The organism is Secundilactobacillus odoratitofui DSM 19909 = JCM 15043 (assembly GCF_001434895.1).
Classification (GTDB): Bacteria; Bacillota; Bacilli; order Lactobacillales; family Lactobacillaceae; genus Secundilactobacillus; species Secundilactobacillus odoratitofui.
The window spans coordinates 71,842-95,256 of sequence record NZ_AZEE01000029.1; the positions used below are offsets into that span (position 1 = coordinate 71,842).

Annotated in this window: 14 protein-coding genes and 1 riboswitch; of the genes, 4 read left to right on the plus strand and 10 right to left on the minus strand. The window is 45.7% G+C overall.

The annotated features are described in order from the left end of the window. Positions 1–126 precede the first annotated feature (126 nt). Complete coding sequence (locus tag FD04_RS08500; protein WP_054700404.1) at positions 127–951, plus strand: sugar phosphate isomerase/epimerase family protein; 825 nt, start codon at positions 127–129, stop codon at positions 949–951. 19 nt (positions 952–970) lie between these two features. Then, on the plus strand, positions 971–1,534 hold the full coding sequence (locus FD04_RS08505) for a DNA-3-methyladenine glycosylase I (RefSeq protein ID WP_054700403.1): 564 nt from the start codon (positions 971–973) through the stop codon (positions 1,532–1,534). A 344-nt stretch (positions 1,535–1,878) separates the two neighbouring features. Here the strand turns inward: FD04_RS08505 and FD04_RS08510 are convergent, their stop codons facing one another. The 4 genes from FD04_RS08510 to metE form a co-directional block, all read right to left on the minus strand. Further along, positions 1,879–2,250 (minus strand): hypothetical protein, encoded by a 372-nt coding sequence (locus tag FD04_RS08510; protein WP_054700402.1) that lies wholly within the window; start codon positions 2,248–2,250, stop codon positions 1,879–1,881. A gap of 27 nt (positions 2,251–2,277) precedes the next feature. Then, positions 2,278–2,601, minus strand: coding sequence for a hypothetical protein (locus FD04_RS08515; RefSeq protein WP_156660430.1), 324 nt, complete (start codon positions 2,599–2,601; stop codon positions 2,278–2,280). Between the two features lie 210 nt (positions 2,602–2,811). Next, the gene (gene metF, locus FD04_RS08520; protein WP_056948288.1) at positions 2,812–3,678 is read right to left on the minus strand and encodes a methylenetetrahydrofolate reductase [NAD(P)H]; all 867 of its coding nucleotides are present in this window, start codon (positions 3,676–3,678) and stop codon (positions 2,812–2,814) included. Beyond that, the gene (gene metE, locus FD04_RS08525; protein WP_056948290.1) at positions 3,665–5,932 is read right to left on the minus strand and encodes a 5-methyltetrahydropteroyltriglutamate--homocysteine S-methyltransferase; all 2,268 of its coding nucleotides are present in this window, start codon (positions 5,930–5,932) and stop codon (positions 3,665–3,667) included. The genes metF and metE overlap by 14 nt, the downstream gene beginning before the upstream one ends. A gap of 875 nt (positions 5,933–6,807) precedes the next feature. On the opposite strand from metE, the gene FD04_RS08530 reads away from it, so the two are divergent. Then, on the plus strand, positions 6,808–7,296 hold the full coding sequence (locus FD04_RS08530; protein ID WP_054700400.1) for a pyridoxamine 5'-phosphate oxidase family protein: 489 nt from the start codon (positions 6,808–6,810) through the stop codon (positions 7,294–7,296). A 63-nt stretch (positions 7,297–7,359) separates the two neighbouring features. Here FD04_RS08530 and FD04_RS08535 read toward each other — a convergent pair whose 3' ends face one another. From FD04_RS08535 to FD04_RS08555, 5 genes are all read right to left on the minus strand, one after another. Beyond that, a complete protein-coding gene (locus FD04_RS08535) occupies positions 7,360–7,929 on the minus strand; it encodes a hypothetical protein (protein WP_056948292.1) in 570 nt (189 codons plus the stop codon). A 52-nt stretch (positions 7,930–7,981) separates the two neighbouring features. Then, the gene (locus FD04_RS08540) at positions 7,982–9,325 is read right to left on the minus strand and encodes an NCS1 family transporter (protein WP_056948293.1); all 1,344 of its coding nucleotides are present in this window, start codon (positions 9,323–9,325) and stop codon (positions 7,982–7,984) included. Then, positions 9,325–10,707, minus strand: coding sequence for an allantoinase AllB (gene allB / locus FD04_RS08545; RefSeq protein WP_056948295.1), 1,383 nt, complete (start codon positions 10,705–10,707; stop codon positions 9,325–9,327). Before allB ends, FD04_RS08540 begins: the two co-directional genes overlap by 1 nt. An 87-nt stretch (positions 10,708–10,794) precedes the next feature. Further along, positions 10,795–10,886, minus strand: a riboswitch (TPP riboswitch). Positions 10,887–10,961: 75 nt separating this feature from the next. Further along, positions 10,962–12,290: a hypothetical protein gene (locus FD04_RS08550; RefSeq protein WP_054700495.1), complete on the minus strand. Its 1,329-nt coding sequence runs from the start codon at positions 12,288–12,290 to the stop codon at positions 10,962–10,964. Between the two features lie 758 nt (positions 12,291–13,048). Next, positions 13,049–14,530: a hypothetical protein gene (locus FD04_RS08555; protein ID WP_056948297.1), complete on the minus strand. Its 1,482-nt coding sequence runs from the start codon at positions 14,528–14,530 to the stop codon at positions 13,049–13,051. Between the two features lie 263 nt (positions 14,531–14,793). On the opposite strand from FD04_RS08555, the gene FD04_RS08560 reads away from it, so the two are divergent. Then, positions 14,794–15,393, plus strand: a complete 600-nt coding sequence (locus FD04_RS08560; protein ID WP_056948299.1) for a TetR/AcrR family transcriptional regulator — start codon at positions 14,794–14,796, stop codon at positions 15,391–15,393. A 185-nt stretch (positions 15,394–15,578) separates the two neighbouring features. Here FD04_RS08560 and FD04_RS08565 read toward each other — a convergent pair whose 3' ends face one another. Beyond that, positions 15,579–22,691 (minus strand): KxYKxGKxW signal peptide domain-containing protein, encoded by a 7,113-nt coding sequence (locus FD04_RS08565; RefSeq protein WP_056948301.1) that lies wholly within the window; start codon positions 22,689–22,691, stop codon positions 15,579–15,581. Positions 22,692–23,415: the final 724 nt, after the last annotated feature.

The window sequence follows — 23,415 nt, forward strand, 5'->3', positions numbered from 1 at the left end:
TGACCGCAATTCTTAAGTTTTGCTTGGGAGGTTTAACGTTTGGTTACGACACTGTCTTTTTAAGGTACTTTTATCGTTTTATTAGTTAAATAGTGTTATAACAAATAGACGAAATGAGGTGATTGGATGATGCCAAACTTAGGTTTAAAAGCCAGTACATCACTTGAACAGATTAATGATCGGTTACAGTACCGACCTCGTGTCTTTGAATTTTACACAGACGCCCATGATATGACGCCTAACGGACTCACCCACTTAACTGAAATGATTAAATACGTTCGGGCAGCCGGGGTTCGTTCAATTGTGATCCACCACCCGATGGCCTACGATCACCACCATAATGAAGTGGCGGTGTCTGCGATTCAAGACCCAGCTAGTTATCAGTTCATGATGAGTAGTTCTGACGCACTCATTGAATTAGCCGTTAAACTCAACGTTCAGGTGCTCATCCATGGCGCCTACTCCGATGAAGCTGAGGTAATTAAAGCTTTTGGCAGTCTAAAGGTTGCTCGCCAAGTGGTTTTTGACCGGCTGGATTACTTCCAAAAACTCGGCGGTAATCACGTCATGATTGAAAACTCGACCAGTCCAGTATTCGATTTTGGTGATGACGAAGTTGAGCGTACCGTTATGACACACCATTATCGTTTGTGCTATGATACAAGTCATGGCTTTATCGTTTTACACGGCGATAATGAAAAATTAGCGCGCAGCATTGCTCGTTTAGCACCACAAACGGTTCACTACCACTTTGTCGACTCCATGGGCGAATTCCACGATAGTTTACCGCTTGGCGACGGTCGTATCGACTGGTACCGCGTCATGCAGGTTGTAAACCCTAAAGCCACTAATATTTACGAAATCGATCTTGCTGACCAAAACAACTGTCAAGAGATGCGCGATAGTCATCACTACCTGACACAACTGGTGACCACCAAGCAGGTTTCGTAACACTTCAAGGAGGCTAACCATGACCCGTTGCGACTGGGCAGAAGATACTGATGACTTAATGACACACTATCACGATTATGAGTGGGGTGTCGCCACGTTCGATGAGCGCGAAACCTTCGAACTCATGACGCTTGAAATGATGCAGGCTGGTTTGAGTTGGCAAACGGTCTTACGTAAACGTGAACATTTTAAACAGGTCTTTGATAACTTTGACATCAACAAGGTTGCGGCATATGATGACACAAAAATTGACGCACTGATGAACGATGCGGGCATCATCCGTAATCGTCGTAAAATCTTGGCAACCATTCATAACGCCCAGTTACTTGTGAAGTGGCATGCAGACGGCAAGACCATGAATGCCTACCTATGGGACTATGTCGACGGTCAGTCGATTGTAAACAAGTACGCTGCGATGAGCGACTTGCCGGGTAAAACGGCGTTGTCTGAGAAAATTAGCAAAGCACTAAAGAAACTTGGATTTCAGTTTATGGGCCCGACCATCGTGCAGTCTTGGTTGGAAGCTTTGGGAATTTTAGATGATCACCTGGCTAGCTGTACCGTGAATCATATGAGTGAGTAACCTCATAGTTGCCCGATGAACTGCGCCTTCGGCTCCCGGAAAGGTGGGGACCTGCTGTGGGGCCGGCCCGAGTCTAACGCCTCTGGCCTCGAATTTGAACCGTGCCAAAATTCGTGCACGTTTCAAATTCGTCCCCGACTGGTTACCCAGTCGTTTCACCGCAGGTCCCCACCTTTCCGTCCGCACTACGGCTGACATTGAGCGAGTTTGATACCAAGTAGTAGCGGCTAATTTAAGCTATCACCTGGTCAAAATGAACTTACTTCTCAACTTTAATTAACAATTCAATCAATCAAAAACGATCCGTACCAGCACCTTTTCAGGTAGCTCATACAGACCGTTTTTTACTTGCTAACGTTTTCTCGCCAAATGACTTCAATTATTCCGACGCTAACCACTATGCTTATAAAGGCCATACTCCACACATGACCCTCCCAAGGTACCGCTGAGGACCAGCAGTAAGCAATTGAAACTAGAATGGACAGAAAAAGGTAGCTTTTTGGAATCGGCTTTTTTAGGAAAAAGAATAACATCGATGCTTCAATCATTGCCGATACTGACAGGACAAAATCAATTGACTGGATCGTACTGGTGGTTGTCTTAAACGAGATTAATGGCATCATAAAACTGCCAGCAACGATGTTAAACCACCACCAAAACGCATTCAGGAACTGAACGATGCCAAGTAAGATGATGATTGGTGCTGATTTTTTCATGTCTGAACGCCCCTACTCTCGCTTTTTTTACGGACCATAATTAATATCTGGTTTAACACTCACGATTCGGCCATGCTTGTGGGTCACGCGAATATCAGTCACCGTTTCACCCAATCCCGGTGCGTCATATGACCACCACTCACCGAGATCATAGTGATGTTGGCCCGTTTTTTTGGCATAGCCCGGTAGTGCCTGCTTCTCTAACTTTGGCTGACAGAGTATCGAGCCAATCACCTGACCGCGACTTAACATGTACAGTCGCACCGCATTCTGGTCATTGTAGGGTACCCACCGTAGCCCGGCAATCAGGCCCACCACAACAATCGTTAAAATAATCATTCGTCGTCTCATCATTTGTCCCCGTATCACAATTTTAATCACGTTAATGCTTTATCTCAGCGTAACATTCATACTTGATTCGTCAATGAACAATCAGGGATAGGTGTGGTGAATGGTGGTATTATCTTAATCTAAAAAAAGTTGTCCAAAACGGACAACCTTTTTTAGATAGGCTTGAAATTCAATGCGATTCCTTTTTCATAAGCAATCACTTTTTGAGCACTAAATCAACGTTGCAATCGCCGAACAGATTCGCTCCGTCACCACCGGGTTATCCATAGTATAAAGGTGGATGCCGTCGACCCCCTCGGACAACAGATCCACAATTTGATCCACTGCGTATGCAATTCCTGCATCACGCATGGCAACCGGATTATCCTGATAATGCGTCATCATTTTCATAAATTTCGGTGGTAAGGTCACCCCGTTTAAGGTGGCCATTTTTGAAATTTGTCGTTCATTGACCACTGACATGATGCCGGCTTGGATTGGCACGTTCACGTTAGCCAGCTCAAAGCGTTCCAAAAACTGGTAGTAGTGTTCATTTTCAAAGAATAACTGGGTGATCAACTGCGATACGCCGGCATCGACCTTGCACTTCAGATGCCGAATATCATCTACACTATCAGCCGCTTCCGGGTGCACGTCCGGATAACAAGCGCCAATCACGTTAAAATCCCCGTCTTGCTTAATTTCCGAAACTAACTCATTGGCATACTGAAAATCCCCCTTGATCACGCCGTCTGCCGGTAAGTCCCCTCTTAACGCCAGTACGTTTTCAACTTTCGCGTCCTGTAGCTTTGCCAAATACTGTTGGACTGAAGCGCGGGTAAAGTTAACGCCTGCAATGTGTGCCACGGCTTCAATGCCGTAGCGCGCCTTAATCAACTGACACAGTGCCACCGTATCAGCATGGTTACTACTGCCACCGGCGCCATAGGTCACACTGATGTAGGCTGGTTTCAATCCAGCCAGTGTGTCCAACGATTGATAAAACCGGTTCAACGCCTTCTGAGATGCATTTGGTCGTGGTGGAAAAATCTCGAACGAAATCACGGGTCGTTCGTTGAAACAATTAACGACCTTCATGAGCGAGTTCCTGACGTACTTGCTTGGTTGCTGCAACAACGTTTTCCAGACTTGCTGTGGTTTCTGTCGTTCCCCGTGTCTTCAGGCCACAGTCTGGGTTGATCCAAACGTTGTTCAATGGCACCTTCTTCAAGATTTTATGAATAGTGCCGGCAACTTCGCTTTCAGATGGAATCCGTGGTGAGTGAATATCATAAACACCTGGTCCAACGTGGGTCTTAAAGTGATCTTGCTGTAAAGTATCCAACAATGTCAGGTCCGCACGCGAGGCTTCAAATGAGATCACATCCGCATCCATATCATCAATTGCATCAATAATGTCACCAAATTCGCTATAGCACATGTGCGTATGAATTTGCGTGGTTGGTTGCACCTTGCTGCCCACTAATCGAAAGGCTGGGATGGCCCAGTCTAAGTAGCGACTGTACCAGTCCGACTTACGGAGTGGTAACTTTTCCCGTAAGGCTGCTTCGTCAATTTGAATGATTTTGATTCCGTTCTTTTCCAAATCAAGCACTTCTGCTTGAATCGCCAGCGCAATTTGAAGCGTCGTTTCCTTTTTGGAAATATCTTCTCGTGGGAATGACCAGTTTAAGATGGTGACGGGACCAGTTAACATTCCCTTCATTGGCTTGTCGGTTAGACTTTGTGCATAAACCGATTCGGCCACGGTGATTGGTGCGTTCCGTGACACATCACCCCAGATGATTGGTGGTTTCACACAACGGGTACCGTATGATTGAACCCAAGCGTTTTGCGTAAATAAGAACCCATCTAGTTTTTCACCAAAATACTCCACCATATCATTACGTTCGTACTCACCGTGGACGAGCACATCGAGTCCAATTTTTTCTTGGAATTCAACGCAGGCTTTAATCTGGTCGCGGTTAAATTGATCGTACTGTGCTTTGGTGATTTCGCCACGCTTGTACTTTGCCCGGTTACGACGCACCTCACGGGTTTGTGGAAACGACCCAATCGTGGTGGTTGGCAGTTCTGGTAAATTAAACTCAGCCTTTTGAATGGCCGCCCGCTCATCAAAACTTGGTTCACGATGAAAGTCTGCTTCCTTCAATGCGGCGACTTGATCGATGATGGCCTGATTTTCTTCGTAGCGTGGTGTAGCGAAGAGCGCTTGATTAGCCTTTAGTGCTGCATCATCACCATTTAACACATGGTCCAAGTCGGTCAGTTCAGTTAATTTTTCCTTTGCGAAGGCCAGGTACTGCTTATATTTGGGCGCCAACTTTTCTTCATTTTCAATCGTGTAAGGAACGTGAAGTAGCGAACACGAGGTGGTTAAAACAATTGCGTTCGCGGGTATCTGATGAATGAGTGCCAGCTTTTTATCGTAATTGGCTTTCCAGATGTTTTTACCGTTGATGACACCTGCGAACAAAGTCTTGTCAGCTGGAAAACCCTTTGTTTTCACTAAATCCAGCGTTTCATCGCCCTCAACAAAATCAAGGCCTAAACCGTCAAAATCTAGTGCTGTTAACAAATCGTAGCTATCTCGGACATCGCCAAAGTAGGTTTGGGCTAAAATTTTCAACCCATGCTTGTTGGCTAACAGTGGTTTGTAAAGATCAGTGAACAACTCAAGATCAGCTTCAGTTTGGTCTTTCACCAGCGCTGGTTCATCTAGTTGAAGCCAATCAGCGCCTAATTCAGCTAATGTCGTGAAAATACTGTCGTAAGCAGCGACAACGGCTTGCGTGAAATCAGCCGGTTTAGTGTCTGCTTCATAAGCGCCCAACTGCAAGAGTGTGTATGGGCCGAGTAAGACTGGTCGTGTTTGATACCCCTGTTTCTTAGCCTCTTGGTATTCATCAAATATTTTAGTGCCAACAACTTTAACGTCAGTGTCCGCATCAAACTCTGGTACCAAGTAGTGATAGTTGGTGTTAAACCACTTCTTCATGCTCAAGGCCGTTACGTCACCATGTTCACCTTGGTAGCCACGAGCCTGGGCAAAATATTCATCTAGTGGTGATAAGTTAAGTGCCTTGTATCGCTTTGGCACGATATTTAACAAAGTCGCTGTATCCAGCGTCGTGTCATAGTACGAAAAATCATTGGACGTCAGTTGAGTGATGCCAGCAGCGCTAATAGTCTGCCAGTTTTGACGCCGGAGTTCAGCAGCCGTTTGGGCTAATTCTTCCGCCGTAATTTCTTGTTTAAAATACTTTTGGACTGCAAACTTTAATTCGCGGTGACTGCCAATTCGTGGGTACCCGATAATCGTTGTTGTCATAGTGTAAGTCTCCTTTTGTGCGTCCGCACATGCCTGTCAGAATCGTCAACATTACTGCAATGACACGTACATGACCTGGCCATCAATGCCGTCACCAAGTAGGAAACTTGCAGTCGCAATTTTATTACAATGTAAGTAGCAAATCTTAGTCACTGTAGGTTTCTCCCTTCGTTCATTCATTGATAATGAGACCTAAACAAAAAAATCGTCCCACTTCCGCCTGCGCGAAAGTAAGGACGATTACTCGTGTTACCACCTTAGTTTGAAATACGCTTACGCGCACTTCCTCATTGGGTACCTGTTGATACCTCAGTGCTGTAATGGGCACACCCATGATGCGCTTGCACTTGCTCGCACACCCTGCTTAGTCGAAGACCATCTTCGCACTCGCTCCTGTCCGCATCTCACCAGCCGCGGCTCTCTTTAACAGGTTAGAAGTGTTACTCATCTTCTCATCTCTTTTTCATATCTTGGTGAGAATGATAAACCAATTAGAAGATGGTGTCAATCTTTTCATTTCGTTTTTATCGTTGATTTTAAATCAAGACCTAGATTCAAAACCAGTATGGCAGTCATCGCCCGCCTTCGGCCGACAGGGGCGTGGTAGCTGCCTCTTGCCTCCGTCTACGTTTATTCATTGAAAATACGCTGCGTTAAATGAAACTAACTTGCTCAAATATTTAACCGTGAACGACTGATTTTCCCTAGTATCATTGTTCAATTCGAGGTACACAAAAATTACATCTGGTGTTAAATTAAGTTGCTTCAAACATCCTGTAACATGTGTCAAAAAATAATCATTTGGCGATTTCGTCACTTGTTCTTCAAAACAGCGCTATAATCAAAGTTAACTTTTAGAAACCGAGGTCTTACATATGCGTAGAACAGATCGTGAAGTCACCGATGACGCCACTAAGCGTCAAATTATTGAAGCCGGCAAGGTTATCAACCTGGCATTGCATGATTTTCCGGCACCTTACGTCGTACCGACCAACTATGGCTATGAATTTGTGGGGAATCAACTCCACATTTACCTGCATGGCGCGCCTAAGGGCCATAAGCGGGTACTCATTGTGGCTGATCCTAACGTTTCGTTTAGTATCATCGCCAATGACAGTCTGTACACACCTGAGCCAGGTTCAAAGCCAAGTGCTTACAGCTACTTCTATCAGAGTATTCTTGGAAGTGGCAAAGCGGTTCTAGTTGATGATCTAGCTGAAAAAGAACACGCCTTACGCTTGATTTTAAAGCATCAAACCGGCCATGAAATAGCAGACGAAATTAGCCAACACGATTTAGCTTACGTTGGTGTCATTCGAATTGACGTTGATCGTTATAATGGTAAACAACATTTAGCCGATTAGTTCACAACAAAATAAAGCAGGTACACAATCGAGTTAACCTCGACAGTGTACCTGTTTTTGTAATTACCACATAATGACGTTAAAGATAATCAGTAACAGAAAAATCGTCACGCCAGAAAAAATTTCAAAGGTGCGGTGCCAAACCGTACGTGCTCGACTGAGTTGAGCGCTTGGAAGTATGACTTGTAACTCATTTTGCTCGTGCGTCGTTAAGTAATGTTGCCAAAATACGGTCTGTTTTTTCAAGTCACTCTGTCGAACAATTGACGTCCAGATGAGCGCAACACCCAAAGCAATTAGTCCCCAGCACACCGCTTCAAACATGTTGCTTGCGGAGCCTTCCAAAACGTTATCAAATCCCAGCAGTTTGACGCACATCATCACGCCGAGTAATATCCCAAAACAAATCATCGAAAGCGCTAAGCTCAACACAAATCGGTTATTAGACCTTAACGCCACCGTGGAACTTTCCGACCAGTAATTGGCCTGGCGTTGCGCTAACATCCGTGCTGATTGCTTATCCGTGTCCGGAAACTGCGCTTTTTGGGCTCCCATTAACTTAAACTGAATGACAGCGCCAAACAAGACAATCAAGATGACCCCAATCACCCAAAGTAAAAATAACCAAAACATCTACTTTTCCCCACTCTCCAAAATTGTGATACCGCCTACCAGTATACCAAATTCAGACGGTTACGCGATGATGCTGTAATAACCACCAGTAGACGCAGCCGCTCACGGCAAACCCGACAAACCAAGAAAGATTCACCACAAAACTGGCCGAAAGGGCCCCCACTACCAGTGCAATTGGCGCTAACCGGCGATACTTTGGTTGTTGCGGGTGATAAAGCGTGGACACGACCACTTTTTGTCGACGATGACCGTAATACTCAACAAGAATAATTGCGGTCATTGGACCAAGAAAAATCGAATAAATGTGAATAAAGAGTGCTAGACCAGCCGATGAGCTATCCTGCACAAGTAGCCAGGGACAACTGCCAATTGCCAGTATCCCAACTAACGTCGTTGCCAGCTGTTGCGGCATTCTGAATAACCCCGTCAACATGTAAGTTGGCGGCATGATGTTCGCCACGGTGTTAGTCGTAATCACGCCTAGCACAATAAACGCAGAAACCAGTACTGTCATCACATCATTATGAAACAACTGCGCCATCGCGTTGACTGGACTAGCAATTCCCGTAACAACGGCTAGCATGGCACCGGTCAAAATCGTCGCACCGTACGCAAAACTAATTGGCAGTACGTATAATAAAGCTCGGTGCTTCATTGATTGTCCTGGCTTCAGTTCACGTGAATAATCAGCTGCCGATTCAAAAATTGCGGTATAGTTTCCTAAAAAGGCAACAATTAATCCCCAAAATGGCCAGCCCCATGAGCCAGCCGGTTGCACAAAACGATGCCATAGGACTAAATGGTGCCGAACAATGAGCAACCAAGAGATGGCCAAGATGCCCACCATGACGACCGTTGCAATCAACCCAGTCACGAATTTTATTGACCGAAATCCCTTCAGTGCCAATAACACCTGGATGATTTGAAGGCCAACAAACCACACCATTGTCGGGACTCGATTGTTCCCCGTCAAAACTTGGAAAATTTGGTGCACGGCTAATGCGCCCGTCCAGCTCTGAAAGCCAAACCAGACGATGGCCGGAATGCCACGTAGCAGACTCGCCCACCTTGCGCCCTGACTGCCAAACGACAAGCGTAACTGAATCACGTAAGGCGCACCCGTTACGTAACCAAATTGATCGTTCACCGTAAAAATCAGACTGATCAAGATAATCGCAATGGCTGCCGCCAAGATAGTTTGTAATAAATTCAACGTGGCGACCCCAGCCACCACGATTCCCGCACCAAGGGTCATGTTGCCGATATTAAAACCATCACCTAACCACATGCCCATGTATGCAAGTGGCCCAACTGAACGGTGAGCGGCATCGATTGGCCGTAAGTCCGGTGCCACTGACTGACTTGGTGATGTGTTTGATGTCAATACCGTTGCCATTAGAGCTCGCCTGCCTGAGTCTGATTAGTCAAAAACCGGCCACTGGGTTGTTCAGAAAAACCACGATTTAGTTCATAAATCGTCCGTCCTCGTAGTAGTGTTCTGGTCACCCGCGATTGAAATTCACGGCCAACGTACGCGGAGAGTTTATGCTTATAGTACAGGTCCTCCGGTGTCAAAACGTATGCCTGATTTGGATCCAATAACGTGATATCTGCGTCCAAACCTAACATTAATCGGCCCTTTGATTGAAGGCCAAATAAATCAGCCGGACCCGCAGCAATCAACTGGACAAATTGCTGCAATGAAAGCCGTTTGGTCCGGACAGCCACATCATACATGAGTTCAACGTTATTTTGAGCACCACTAATCCCACCCCAAACTTCAAAAATATTGTCGTCAGGATTAGCTTTCATATCTGCTGGAGCTGGTGAATGATCTGAAGTGACGGCATCAACGTAACCGGCTTGAACTTGTTGCCAAAGTTCGCTCTGGACTTGTGGTGTTCGTAAGACCGGCGAACACTTTGCCAATGGTCCAATTTGCTTAAATTGTTCGGTGTCTAACGCTAAGTAGTGCACACAAGTTTCACACGTCACGTCTTGGCCCTGTTGTCTTGCCAATTGCACTTCATGCACAGCCTCTCCAGTTGAAAGGTGAACAAAGTGTAACTTACACCCAGTCTGGCGCCCCAAATACAGTGCGCGACGGACGGCTTCCACCTCAACTAAGGGTGGTCGTGAGTCAATATAGGCTTGGATATCGGTATGGCCTTGCGCAATTTGTTCGGCGGCCATTCGATCCGTCAACGTAGCATTCTCCGCATGAATAGCCAATCGTAGTCCGGTTGCCTGAATTGCCTGCATCCCTCGGTATAAATCAAAATCATCAACGTTATGAAAATCGCCCGGAATCGGCGTCCCGGTGGTTGCCATGAACGCTTTAAAGCCAATTGCACCAATGGCCGCCATCGCTGTGATTTCTGCTTGATTTCCTGGTACCAACCCGCCGTACAATGCAAAGTCAATGTAGGACTGACCAGTCGCAATCTGTTGATGTCGTTGAAATTCTGCGGCTGTTGTCCGAGCTGGTAATGCATTGAGTGGCATCACGATCATACTCGTCGTGCCACCAGCAGCCAGTGCTTGGCTCCCAGTTCGATAATCCTCCCATTCACTGCGACCCGGTTCGTTGATGTGCACGTGGGCATCAACCATTCCCGGCAGCACAAGCTGTCCAGTCGCATCAATTACTGATTTAGCAGTCATAGTGAGTTCCTGCCCAATCGCCACAATCTTACCAGCTCGAATTGCCAAGTCACCCCGTATCGTCTGCGTTGGTGTCACAATCGTGCCGTTCTTAATGATGGTCTCAACTTGCATCATTTATCCTCCATATCAGCGAACAAGGCCTGGGCTGACTCAAATAAAAAGGTCCATTTGAAAAAACGCTCAAATGGACTGTTAGTCGATGACTAAAAATGGTACTCCCTACGTCAGTGCAAACTGCATCAGGTTATTTGGGTATCTCTCAGCTGAATTCAGCACCCCAGACCACGAATCTTATATTCACTTTTCTCTAGTTAATATTTAACGAAAATCACTGCAAAAAGTCAAGCAATCGCACTGATATCAGACTATTGTGTCATTTCGTCCCATGAATGTCCTGCGCGTAACGCCGCGAGTTCATCTAATTGAGCCGCTTTATCTGCCGACTCGAAACCGATGAGCGGTCGCTGCAGCAGGTCACGATGAGTGGCTTGAGCAAGATTAGCCAACGTCTCTTGCATCCCAGTGCCATTTGCCAATGTCATTAGTCGTGCACTGGGTGTTAAAGCCGGATTAAGTAACCGTTCTCGCATCCGTTGGCAGGTCGTCATCACATTGAACGGAAGCGTGATTCCTTCACAGAAGTCACAAACTGCATCGACCAGCGCCAACCCTTCGTTCATAAACGCCGTTGGTTGATCTGGTGCTTCTAACGCCACCTGCTCGTTTTTGAGCTCAGCCGCCGCTATCTCAGCATCAACTGCATCACACGGTTCGTCACCTTTCAAAACAAAGTAGGCAAACATCAAACGAACCCAATTTACTGCGTCCTCACTGATACCGAGTGGCTCAAATGGGTCTAAATCCAGGGTCCGCAATTCAATATAGGCAATCCCTTGCGTCACCAAATCAGTTAGCGTCGTGCCACCCTTCAACCGAACGATGCCATAAAACTCACGAGGGGCAATCAAGTCACCGTTGGCCACCGACTGTGTGATCTGATCAACATACGCTTGCACCGATGCGTAGTGACCAGGAATGCCATTGCCAAAGCCAAAGTGAGAGTTGCGAATCGAACGTACTGCCTGTTTTGGCGCTGGTTCCTCCGCCTCAAAGTAGTGTGGCATCGCTAACGGTGTCGCGCCAAACAAGTAGGTTAATAGCCAGCGATAACGGTAAAAGCCAGCCGCAGCTGAAAGGTAGTAACGATTACTCGCTGCCGGTGTGTCAGCCTGTAACGCTGCCAAGCCGTGATATGTAAGTCCCAAATTAACGTGAACACCGGTCTCAGCCGTTCGTTCGATTTTGCGTTGTGCAGCCACCTTTAACCGGTAGTAATAGCTGTCTATGTCGGTTTGCGCGATTTCGATATCAGAATGATCACCCCGTAATTGTGGTGGCATGCTGTAAGGCCAGAGCAGCTCTTCAGGTTGTAATGCACTACGTAATGCTTGTTGGTACGCGCCAAGGTATGTCAGCGTCTGTTGTGTGCTCACCGTCGCCGGCGTGATCAGCTCTGATTGGGTTTGTAGAAAGTCGTTTTTGATAAAATGATGCTGTCTTTGATCCGCTAAGCTTGTCGGATAAGCGTATTGGCTCAATTGACCCGTCTTGGTTGCGCGATGCATTTCAACTTCGATTCCAACCGTGCCTTTGACGACTTGTGCCACCCCATCTGTCGTTAACCCATTCGTCATGCCAATCACGTCCCTTCTATGTGTTTTGGCTAATTTACACTTATTAGATAACGATGTCAAATTGATTAAAATATATTTCAGAAATAAGGCTTTCGACATGCTATTTACGTTGCTAAATTGGTAAGCAAATTAACATTGTCCGACTATTAAAATAGCCTGGCCATCGTCAAAACACACATTATCGACCAGAATCATCAACTGAAAATAACACTAATCAACAAAAGTGGCACCTTTTCAAAAAGAAAGGGCGCCACTTTTGTTTGTGTATGTGTTCTAAATAATATGTGTACTGACTCAGGTCAGCTCTGCGTGAAACTAAGTATAATTGCTATGTGGGTTATGTGTTGGTACCAGGCATACTGGTATGATTAATATGTTATGTGTTGTTGCAATATGTGTGTCGAAAACAATGAAAAAGCGCCCCTAAGCATCTCTGCTTAAGGGCGCTTCCGCACGGTACCACCTTAATTTCGGTTGCCTTGCGCAACCGACTCAGCCGGACGTATTCATCCGGCAGTGGGCTAATGGCCACCAACCACGATTCCTTAAACAAGAACCGATCGCTCCACCTTAACTTTCCGCTGAAGGATTGGACGTGTTCTCACCAGCCACGCTCTCTTAAACCAATCGCTTCAGCCTCATCCTCAAGGCTTCCTTGCGTCTCATCGTTTTCTAACTATGTCCACATAATACCGAGTTCCCATCAGAAAGTCAACCCCTGAATAAAACTAATTGATGGCATGACGTATTATCACAAATTAAGCCGTTGCCTCAACATGTTGGACTTTTTGTCGTTTAACCATTGCAATCACTTCTCTTAACTTCTCCCAATTTGACACTTCTAGTGGTTCCGGCCAGATGATTTGTGGTATGCCATGAATACTAGCAACAAAGGTGTCTGACAAATAAACGTCGACATTCTGACTGAGTTGGCTGGTAAATTTGATGCCGCCACCAAGGTAAAACGCAATCAGATTCGAAAAGTAGGTCAAGGGTACTTTGCTCTGCACAAAATCAATACAAATGGTGACAGAGTACTGCAAAACAGAGGCATGAACCTCATCGATCAAAACCTGAAGATACGAACGTTTTAACTCGTCTTGAATCACAGAATTAGGCTTTAGATTAAAGATATCGATTGCTTTTGTCGTCAACTGCTCAGCAAGTTGTACCTGACCCGGGAAATTAGCGGTCAGTTTTGAAACGTCCAAATGATCCGACGATTGTGCTGAGTCAAAATCAACAAACAGTAGCCAGTGACTCACTTCACTCAACTTATTTCCTAGACGCTCCAATTCATGCGCTGATAACTCTGACTCTCTGAGCAACGGCGTTTTGACTAAAATCGATTTGAACGCTGAACTTGCCCGGTCAAATTGTTGGAGGATCACCGGCGTTATTTTGATTGGCATTGACGTCATTAAATCCTGACTTCTCAAAAACAAAAATAAATACCCAACTTCAGAATCAAGGTCAGCCTCTTCAATCGACGACACATGCTTAGCGTAATAGTTTTTGACGAGTTGAATTTCATCACTGTTTTCCAGTTTTATAAGTTGTCTTAAATTCAGCTTTCGCCTGTCTTGTATGCGCTTTATTTGAATTTGAAAAAAAATCCGGAGCTTCAACTGCTCGCTAGGTGTCAGCGACAACCCAAGTGTCATCATTAAGAAACTCAAAAACCGCGATGTCACTTGGTTGAGCTCTGGAAACGGTTCTTCTACGCCACCAAAAAAGTGGTAATAAATGTTAGTCAGGCTAATTCGCATCACTAATTCCGGCTGAAGTTGAATTGAATTGGACCGATTCAGCGTTCTCACGTCTTCAGCTAGTAGCTCGTCGATTTCAGTTCGCAAAACGTAGTAACGTGCTTGGCTACTATAATGGGTCTTCCAAAAGTGCTTACGGGTTGATTGATGACTGTTAAGATATTCATATTCAAATATTTGATATTTTAACGATTGCTTCAAATACCATAATTGTAAAATCTGGAACGTTGAAATATCAAACTGCGGATTTTCAATTTCCTTTGCAGAAACCTCGATTGGCCGTTCCAACTTACCAATTGAAATTAAATCAGCAGATAATTCCGTCAGTAACTTATTCAGTTTATATCGCGATAAGCCTAATTTGTCAGTTACTTGCGTAATTCGAATCCTAGGATATTCAACTTGAATCATCAGTTGTACCATCCGTAACTTAAGTTGGACATCCGCCTCAAAGAAACCACTATAATCCACACTTATCCCCCCAGATAAATAAAAATCACTACTCCCAATCGATCCCCAGCAACTTAAATATAAGTCATAAAAAAATCCCTAAATTTTATAGATTAATTTTACCCCATTAGTTGTTTTTCCCTATAGTTTCAATATAATAGAGACATAAAGGCGAATCAATATTCACATTTGCTAATGTAGTCATTAATTAACAGATTGCCTGATATTGTTCACCTTTTTGAGGGAGAAACTGACGATAACTCAAGCAATTGGAGGAGTTTATCATGGGGTTTCAAACGCACCACCGAACAGATCGTCGCACTTTAAAAACGCAACGCCACTTACGGACAGCTTTTTTAGATCTGCTGGCAGAAAAACCATTAGATAAAATTACTGTTGCAGAACTAACCAGAGCAAGCGATATTGGTCGTGGCACCTTTTACCTCCACTATCGCGATGTCTATGACTTATATGATTCACTGGTGACTGAGACAATTGAGCATCTCAACGACATTTTTACTGAACTCTATCCGCCAGAACCATCAGGTAGTTTTGAACCCATGGCTAAAAAGTTCATTACCTATGTTGTTGATAATCGCCGATTGTTTGATATTTTAACCAGACAGGGAAAGGATATTGAAGTGCTGAAACGAATCGTGACATTACTCACGAATCGAGTACTTCAGATTGAGAATTTAGATCAAAACGTTCCGGCTTATGCCTTTATCGTCAATTTTGCTGCATACGGCTTTTTAGGTGTTTTAACGGACTGGCTAGAAAATGATCAGCAAGTTGAACTGGATGATCTCATCCAAATCATTCAACTGAACGTTCATGCCGTTCGAGAAAAAGCCTTTAGCGGTGACTTTTCAAATTTTGCTTAATCAAAAATAGAACCCCCCGAGCATGTTGTCCCATGCTCGGGGGGTTCTTGTTTAAATTACTTGAGGGAGAAATTTAAACGAAGTTGATACTCATTCGTATCAGTAACACTTCGCTGAAAGGTAGCCAAACTAACTTGGCTTGTTAGGTATCGACCACTTTTCAACATTTAGAAAAAGGATGTTAGTTAGAACTTACGGTTCCGCTTAGTGGTACCGGCTAGACCGAACAGTGCCAAGATGCCAGCAAGGAGGCCGAGTGCCGCATAACCTTCTGTGGGCTGTTCATTGGTTTGTGGTAAATCAGCAGACTTCTTGCCTTGAGTTGTATCTGACGACTTATCAGTCACAGTACCATCAGCAGCCGTATCAGTTCCAGTTGCTGCTTGTGCCGTTACCGCATCACCTCCCTTATCGTTGCCAACTGCAGTCCCTGCGTCGGTAGTATCGTTATCAGTCAACCCGGCTACCGTACCATCGTTATCAGTTGGCGTCGTGGTTGTAGTCGTCGTTTGTGACGTAGTATCACCATCCGTGCCATTGTTAGTATTGGTATTCGTGTTGGTGTTCGTGTTCGTTGTAGTGGTTGTTAAGCCACCGTCAGTGCCTGGTGTCGTAGTGATTGTCCCACCATCGGTTCCTGGCGTGGTCGTAGTGGTTGTTCCACCATTACCACCGTTATTGAAGTTAACCGTGAAGCTACCACCGTTTGGTAAGGTTACAACCACTGAGTGATCTGTCACGGTGTAAGTGCCACCGCCTGGAACTTGACCTTTATCACCTGGTTTAACAGTTTGGGTTGAGCCATCTGGGAAGGCAATCGTAACCGTGCCGTTACCGTTTTCGGTCACACTGTAGTTACCAGTCTTATCCCCGGTACCATCTGTCACGTGGACGTTCACAACCACCGAGTCAGGGTTGTTCGACCCGTTTTCAGGCGTTACAGTCACAGTATCACCAGCTGGCGTTGTGAAAGTAATTGTACCGTTTTCGTTAATCACGTAGGTTGTCCCATCAGGTAACGTACCTTTATCGCCCGGTTTAACCGTTTGACTGCCAGTTGGCGTAGTCATTGTGATCGTGCCATCTGGGTTCTTCGTGATGGTCAAAGCAGTTGTTGCGCCATCCTTACCTGGTAAAATCACTACCGTGTGTTTGCCTTGCTCACCATTACCATCACCATAGTAGATGTTGGTAATGTACGTGTTACCAGCTGCGCCAGTCTTATCTGGTGTAACCGTCGTTTGGCTACCATCCGGGTTCACGATAATCAGTGAACCGTCCTTACCAACCGTGTAAGTGCCACCGTTTGGTAATGAACCGGTGTCTCCTGGTTTGACAGTCTTGTTGCCATCTGGCAAGCCAATAACGAGTGTGCCATCAGGTTTCTGGGTGTACGTGATCGTACCACCTTGGCCGTTTTCACCCTTTGGTAAGACGATTGTCGTCTGACTACCATTACCAACGCTACCTTGACCATCGCCGTAGTAGTTATTCGTAATGTAGGTGTTACCAGCAGCGCTGCCCTTACTTGGGTCAACAGTGGTTTGATCACCATCTGGGTTCACGATAATCAGTGAGCCGTCTTTGCCAACTGTGTAAGTGCCACCGTTTGGTAAGGTACCAGTATCACCTGGTTTAACGGTCTTATTACCATCTGGTAAGCCTAGTACTAGCGTGCCATCAGGTTGCTTAGTGTAGGTGATCGTACCACCCTGACCATTTTCACCCTTTGGTAAGACAATCGTGGTGGTTTGACTACCACCATTGGCGCCGTCTTGGCCGTAGTAGTTATTCGTCGTGTTGTAGCTGTTTACGTTGTTACTGTCAGTCGTGTTACCCGTCGTAGTGCCACCTTGAATTGGGCTACCCTTCGATGGGTCGATTGTGAAGTGTGAGCCACTTGGGTTAGTAAACGTAATCGTGCCATCTGGGTTGACCACGAAGCTACCACCGTTTGGTAAGTCGCCCTTATCACCTGGTTTAACCACTTGTGAAGTACCGTCTGGCAGGTGCAGAATAATGTCGCCATTTGGTGCTTTTTCAAGGTTGAGTAGGATACCACCATTCCCATCTGGGTTAGGTAAGAAGACAACTGTATTCTTACCAGTCGTGGTGGTTGTACCACCCTTAAGTGAGTTCAGGTTAGAATTTGGATCTAATGGGTCAGTCCCATTGAGGACTTCCTTGAGGTCTGAATCACCGTCACCATCGGTATCAGCGTTGTCACCATTAGTACCAAGCTTGATTTCAAGGGCATCTGGTAGACCGTCTGAATCCTTGTCTGCGCCAGTTCCGTTACCGCCGTTGACGTAAACGTTGTTGGTAGTGCCATCACTTGGATCAACGGTGTAGGTCGTCCCATCTGGGTTAGTAAAGGTAATCGTGCCATCTGGGTTCACAACGTAGCTACCACCATTTGGTAAATCACCCTTATCGCCTGGTTCAACCGCCTTTGTCGTACCGTCTGGCAAGTGAAGGAAGACTTTACCATCAGTGGTCTTTTCAACCGTCACAACTTGTGATTGACCATCCTTGCCGTCAGCACCCTTAGTCCCTGGTAAAACAACGACCGTCGTGCGACTAGTTGGATCAGTGCTGTGACCCGTTTGGTTAGTTGGGTCAATGGTGTAGGTGCTACCATCAGGGTTCGTGAAGGTGATCGTACCATCTGGGTTGACCACAAACGTGCCGCCAGTTGGGTTGGTGTGCGTTCCGTTATCATTTGGCTGAATCACTTGTGAACTACCATCTGGGAAGTGCAAGGTCAGTGACCCGTCAGCACCCTTATCGATAGTAATGCCTTTTTGTGTTTGACCCGGAACAACCACCACGATTGGTTGTGTCTTAGCCGCGTTTTCAGTCGTTGTGCCATCCGTTTGGCCAGCACCATTACCGTTAACGTTAACCGTCACATTGACATCCTTACTACCGTCGCCATCACCCTTGTTAGTGAGTGATTTCAAGTTAGAGTTCGGATCTTTTGGATCAGTGTGGTTAAGCAATTCTTGGAAATCAGTGTCGCCGTCACCATCGGTATCAACGTTTTCACGGTTAAGACCTAAAGTGATTTCGAAACTATCTGGAATGCCATCGCCATCTGTATCAACGGCACCGGTCACACCAGTTCCTGGCGTAGTTGTTGGCGTGGTTTGACCATCTTCTGGATTAACCACATAGGTCTTGCCATCTGGTAATGTGAAGGTGATTGTACCATCTGGGTTAACCACGTAGGTTGCACCGTTTGGCAACGTGCCAGTATCACCTGGTTTGATCACTTGAGTTGTGCCATCAGGTAAGTGGAGAACGATGTCGCCGTTTGGTGTCTTTTCAATCATCAACGTTTGATCGCCAGCATCCTTACCATCCGCACCATTAGTCCCTGGCAAGACAATGTTTGTAATCTTGCTACCTGGTTCAGTGGTACCAGAAGTGGTGTTGTTAGGATCAACCGTTGCTGTCGTGCCATCAGGATTAGTGAAAGTGATCGTCCCATCTGGGTTCACAACGAAGGTGCCACCAGCAGGCGTGGTATGCGTATCATTGTCACCCGCTTTAATGGTCTCGCTTGACCCATCTGGATAGTGAACGGTGTAGCTGCCATCACTGTGTTTTTCAACTGTAATGCCGGTGCTCTTACCGTCTTGACCTGGTAAGACAATGGTAACCGGTTTGTCAGTGTCACCAGTGGTAGTACCAGTCGTACCGCCATTTTGGCCATTACCGTTGCCGTTATCGTTGGTATTCGTGTTGTTGTTATTATTGTTGATGGTTACCGTAATTGGCTTACCGTCATTACCAAATTTACTTGGGTCTAAGGTAAGTTGCTTACCGTTCTTATCAACAAACGTAATGGTGCCGTCTGGGTTGATAATGAAGTAACCACCGTTGTTATCAGTTCCAGTTGGTTCAGTTGTCGTGTCACCAGTGTGATCACCAGGCGTCACAATTTCTGTCTTGCCATCTGGATAATGAATTGTCCAAGTGCCATCGCCATTGTCAGTAATGGTAATTGAGCCAGTCGTATCTGGCGTTTGTGTATCGTCACCAGTTGTATCTTGGTCGGTATACAGCACTTGTAAAATACCGCCAGCCTTTGGCACCATGTAACTTGCTAATTGTGATTGCGCTGGCTTATACCAGGTCTTCCCTTTAGCATCTTTGTAACTATCAGCTAAGCCTGAAGTATCAGCTACTTCGCCTGCAAGTCCAGAAGCTGCCACTGGGTCAGCCAGTGCGTTCATGCTTTCATCCACTGGCTCAACCTTGTAGTCCACTTGACTGTCAGTTGTTGGTGTGTCAGTCGTTGGTTTTTGTTTTTCATATGGAATCAACACGTTTCCAGCTGCGTTTGGAATAACTTGAGTCGTTGTCGCTGGTTTAACCCAAGTTGTCGTACCATTGGCATCCTTCACCGTTACAGTCTGGTCTAGGCTTGAAGTATCAGCCTTTTCACCCGGTGTACCAGTTAATTGAGCTGATGGTTGTGTGCCTGCAAGGGCAACACCTTGATCATCGGCAGGTTGTACCGTGTAAGCAACTTGAGAAGTTGCATCTGACTTCGTTAACGTGATGGTGGCTTTAACACCAGTATCAGTAACTGAAGGATCAACTAACAAGTAGTTAGTGCCTGTGTTACCAGCTAGCTTCGTCAATGATTGGGCAACCGCGTCAGCACCAGTACCGTTATAGATGAAGTCGTAAACGTATGATTGACCATCCGTTGGTTGATCAGCTTGTGCTGTGATTGCAAAGTTGTCAGCTGTTAAGCCCGTCAAATCAAGGTCGGCTTGGCCATTTGAAATGGCGCCAGACTTGCTGTCATCACTCTTCGATGTTGCAGCAGTAGCAGCCTTCAAGGCCGTGTTCAGTGCAGTCTTGGCATCAGGCATCGCTGCGTCAGCTGAAGCAGCTTTAGTAGTTCCTGTCACGGCGTTTAGCGCAAGGTTGCCGACTTTAGTTTGGTCAATAATGTGGCCACCTAACTTACGAACGGCATCGTCCACGTCATATTGTGACGCATTAACGTTGTTATCAACTTCGTAAGCGTAATCGGTCACGTCTTGTGGAATCGTTGAACCCACTGGTGCTCCCTTAGCAATCAAGGCCTTCAATTGTGTTTTATCAACGTTTTGATAGGCGATGGTTGTCGAGCTCTTTTGCACTTGGTTAAATAATTTCGAGATGGTATCGAAAGTCTCACCGATAAATTGGCCAGGTGCAGCGTCTTGACCGTTGGCTTGACTGACGTACGATGGGTCGTTGTACTCAACCGGTACGGCCACAACTTGTGACATCCCACCAACAGCGCCGTCAATAGCCTTTGAAATTGCTTGGCCTAAACCGTTAGTTGCAAAACTAGAAATCTTTTCAATCACTGGTTGAATGGCTTCAGTGTTAGCTTGAGAAGCTAAGTTCAAGAAGAATTCAATGATTGGTTGTGCGAATTGGGCAACTAATCCACCAGCACCATCAGCACTGGCAATGGCAGCGTTTAACACTTCCTGTGGTGTTTTGCCGTCAAATTTGTGCATTGGATCATTGGCATCGGGTGCAATGATGGTTTGGTTACCAGTGAACACTGCATCTAATGCGTTCCCAATCCCTTCAGTCCAGCCAGTGAGGTATGAGTTAACCATGTTGGTAATCCCATTAGCTGTCGATAGGTTTTCGTCAGAAAGCACACTGATGATATCATTACCAGCTGAATCAGTTTTAATTTCAGCAGGCATCAGTAGTGATTCTTTGACCCCTTCGTTCATCAACTTGTCACCGAAAGCGTTCATATCAGTGATGGAATCGTTAATTTGTTTGATTTGAGCTTGGTACACCGTGTTAAAGTCGGTGGTATCAACGCCTAACATGTTAAGCAGATCAACCAAGGTTGCAACGACACCACTCGCACCAATGTTCTTAATTGAATCAACGTTAAATTGACTTGGTAATGATGCAATTGAAGCCAGAATACCAGGACCAGCTGTAACTGCACTCAGTGGATTTTGAATAATACTTTGAACTGAGCTTGACAGACTTGATGGAAGCAATGATTTACCGTTCCCAATTAAGAACGTCCCAATATCACCAGAAATGTCGCTGGCTTGTGATAGGCCAGTGGTAACAGCTTCGACGATTTTCTTCATCCAGTCACCGTTCATGACAGCGGTGTAAACTGCTTGACCATCGATTTGTTGGCCAACTGCATATTCTGGGTGCGTGTTGTTGGCAATGTTACCAGTTGTATCTTGGTTACCGTAATCCGCATTCACGATTTGGAAAACTTCCCCAGTTGTCCGGTTTTTGACGATGATCCCAACGGAGTTTTGTTGAATCACTTCGAGGCCACCAATCGTCAAACCTTCTTTAAGGTTCTTTGGAATACCAAAGGTAGCACCTTGTTGACCACTACCGACTAACGAAACGTCGATACCATCACTGTTAACGTTGGCATACAGTGTGGTTGCACGTTTTTGTAGGTTTTGAGCATCCGAACTAACTGCACCTTGGTCACTTAATTGGTCAACGGTGGTATCGATATTATCAATCACGCCTGAACCAATCACCATGTCCAAGTCGTCGTTTTTACCGGCCGTTGTCGTACCAGGCTTACCAACTGAAACGTCTGGTACTACGGCGTCATAGACGTGACCGTATTCACCGGCTGTTCGGTTTGTTGCAGCGTTGGCACTATTGATTTTATCCTTAGCCTTACTTTCGCTATAGTTAGCGCCATCGGTTGTTTCACCTAAGTTAGCGGTGGAACTGTTTTCAGCATGACTGGTTAAGCCGCTACCAAACAAGTTTGTTTTGACTACGGCACCTTCAGTATCTGGCACATCCGTGGTACCGGCTGGGGCAGTTGCTTTACCTTCCATGTTGCTGGTATCAAGTTGCGTTGCACCAGATTGGAGTACATCACCAGATTGACCGGCTTGTTCGGCACCGGTCGTATCCGTGTACTGTGCTTCGTCACTGCTTGGTTGCACCACGTTGGCAGCCGTTGCCGTACTTGCTTGGGTTGGCGCAGCCTGGGTTGTCGTTGCGTCCTGAGTTGGCGCAGCTTGTTGCGTGGTATCCCCGGTTTGGGTCGTTGGTGTTTCCGCTGTTGCTGTTGTTTGCGGATCAGTTGCCGCATGTGCTTGGGTTGGTGCCCCTAATAACACCGCACCAAGTGAAGCGGTTGCAACACCAGCGAAAAGCCAGGTACGTCCTGCCTTATACATCTTGTAATGAAGTGACGTTGTATTTTGCAACAACGCACGTTTCTGATTACCTTTTGCTAGATTCTTAGTACCTCTTCCCATGATTAATTCCTCCCAAATATAAAATCAAATTGACTATTCGGGTACCCCATTAATTCATACCCTGAACAGTTCGTGCCTTTGCACACCCTTACATTAGCAAAAGTCGTCAGCCAAAATTGACCTCTTTTTCAGAAATATTCTTGGGAATTTTAACGTTTTGTTGAAAATACGATAGTAATTTGTGAAAAAAGCTGATTTTTCGGAAAGTTAGGGGTTGAAATTATTGTGTACCAACTTTTTTACCTTTTGGAAAATGCTTGCCATCGATCAAATTAACTCTCAAATGCACAGCTTAGTGTCCACTATCACTACGGGTTAGCGCCCTTTTCTTACTGATGTGGGACCAGCTGCAACTAAGTTACTTCAAATTAAGGAAAATTAGTTTATGCCTCCACTTTTACTACGGGCTAACGCCCTTTTCCGGCTGCTGCGGAACCAGCTGCAATCAAGCTACTTCAAATTAAGGAAAATTAGTTTATGCCGCCACTTTCACTACGGGCTAACGCCCTTTTCCGGCTACTGTGGGACCAGCTGCAACCGCTACGCGTTTTCCGCTTCGGTTATGAGCCCAAAGTTCAGGTCTCATAACCGTCCACCAGTACGACTAAGCGCGAAACGCGCTAAGTCGTACTTATCACTGCAGCCAGAAAAGGTCGCTAACCCTCCGTTGTCGTTACATAATGCGTTCAAGATTTCTATTAATTATAATTAACGTTCCAGTTTA

Bases quoted from the DNA above. Each gene is read 5' to 3' on its own strand.
- FD04_RS08500 (WP_054700404.1), top strand. From the start codon at position 127: ATGATGCCAAACTTAGGTTTAAAAGCCAGTACATCACTTGAACAGATT.
- FD04_RS08505 (WP_054700403.1), top strand. From the start codon at position 971: ATGACCCGTTGCGACTGGGCAGAAGATACTGATGACTTAATGACACAC.
- FD04_RS08510 (WP_054700402.1), bottom strand. From the start codon at position 2,250: ATGAAAAAATCAGCACCAATCATCATCTTACTTGGCATCGTTCAGTTC.
- FD04_RS08515 (WP_156660430.1), bottom strand. From the start codon at position 2,601: ATGAGACGACGAATGATTATTTTAACGATTGTTGTGGTGGGCCTGATT.
- metF (WP_056948288.1), bottom strand. From the start codon at position 3,678: ATGAAGGTCGTTAATTGTTTCAACGAACGACCCGTGATTTCGTTCGAG.
- metE (WP_056948290.1), bottom strand. From the start codon at position 5,932: ATGACAACAACGATTATCGGGTACCCACGAATTGGCAGTCACCGCGAA.
- FD04_RS08530 (WP_054700400.1), top strand. From the start codon at position 6,808: ATGCGTAGAACAGATCGTGAAGTCACCGATGACGCCACTAAGCGTCAA.
- FD04_RS08535 (WP_056948292.1), bottom strand. From the start codon at position 7,929: ATGTTTTGGTTATTTTTACTTTGGGTGATTGGGGTCATCTTGATTGTC.
- FD04_RS08540 (WP_056948293.1), bottom strand. From the start codon at position 9,325: ATGGCAACGGTATTGACATCAAACACATCACCAAGTCAGTCAGTGGCA.
- allB (WP_056948295.1), bottom strand. From the start codon at position 10,707: ATGCAAGTTGAGACCATCATTAAGAACGGCACGATTGTGACACCAACG.
- FD04_RS08550 (WP_054700495.1), bottom strand. From the start codon at position 12,290: ATGACGAATGGGTTAACGACAGATGGGGTGGCACAAGTCGTCAAAGGC.
- FD04_RS08560 (WP_056948299.1), top strand. From the start codon at position 14,794: ATGGGGTTTCAAACGCACCACCGAACAGATCGTCGCACTTTAAAAACG.
- FD04_RS08565 (WP_056948301.1), bottom strand. From the start codon at position 22,691: ATGGGAAGAGGTACTAAGAATCTAGCAAAAGGTAATCAGAAACGTGCG.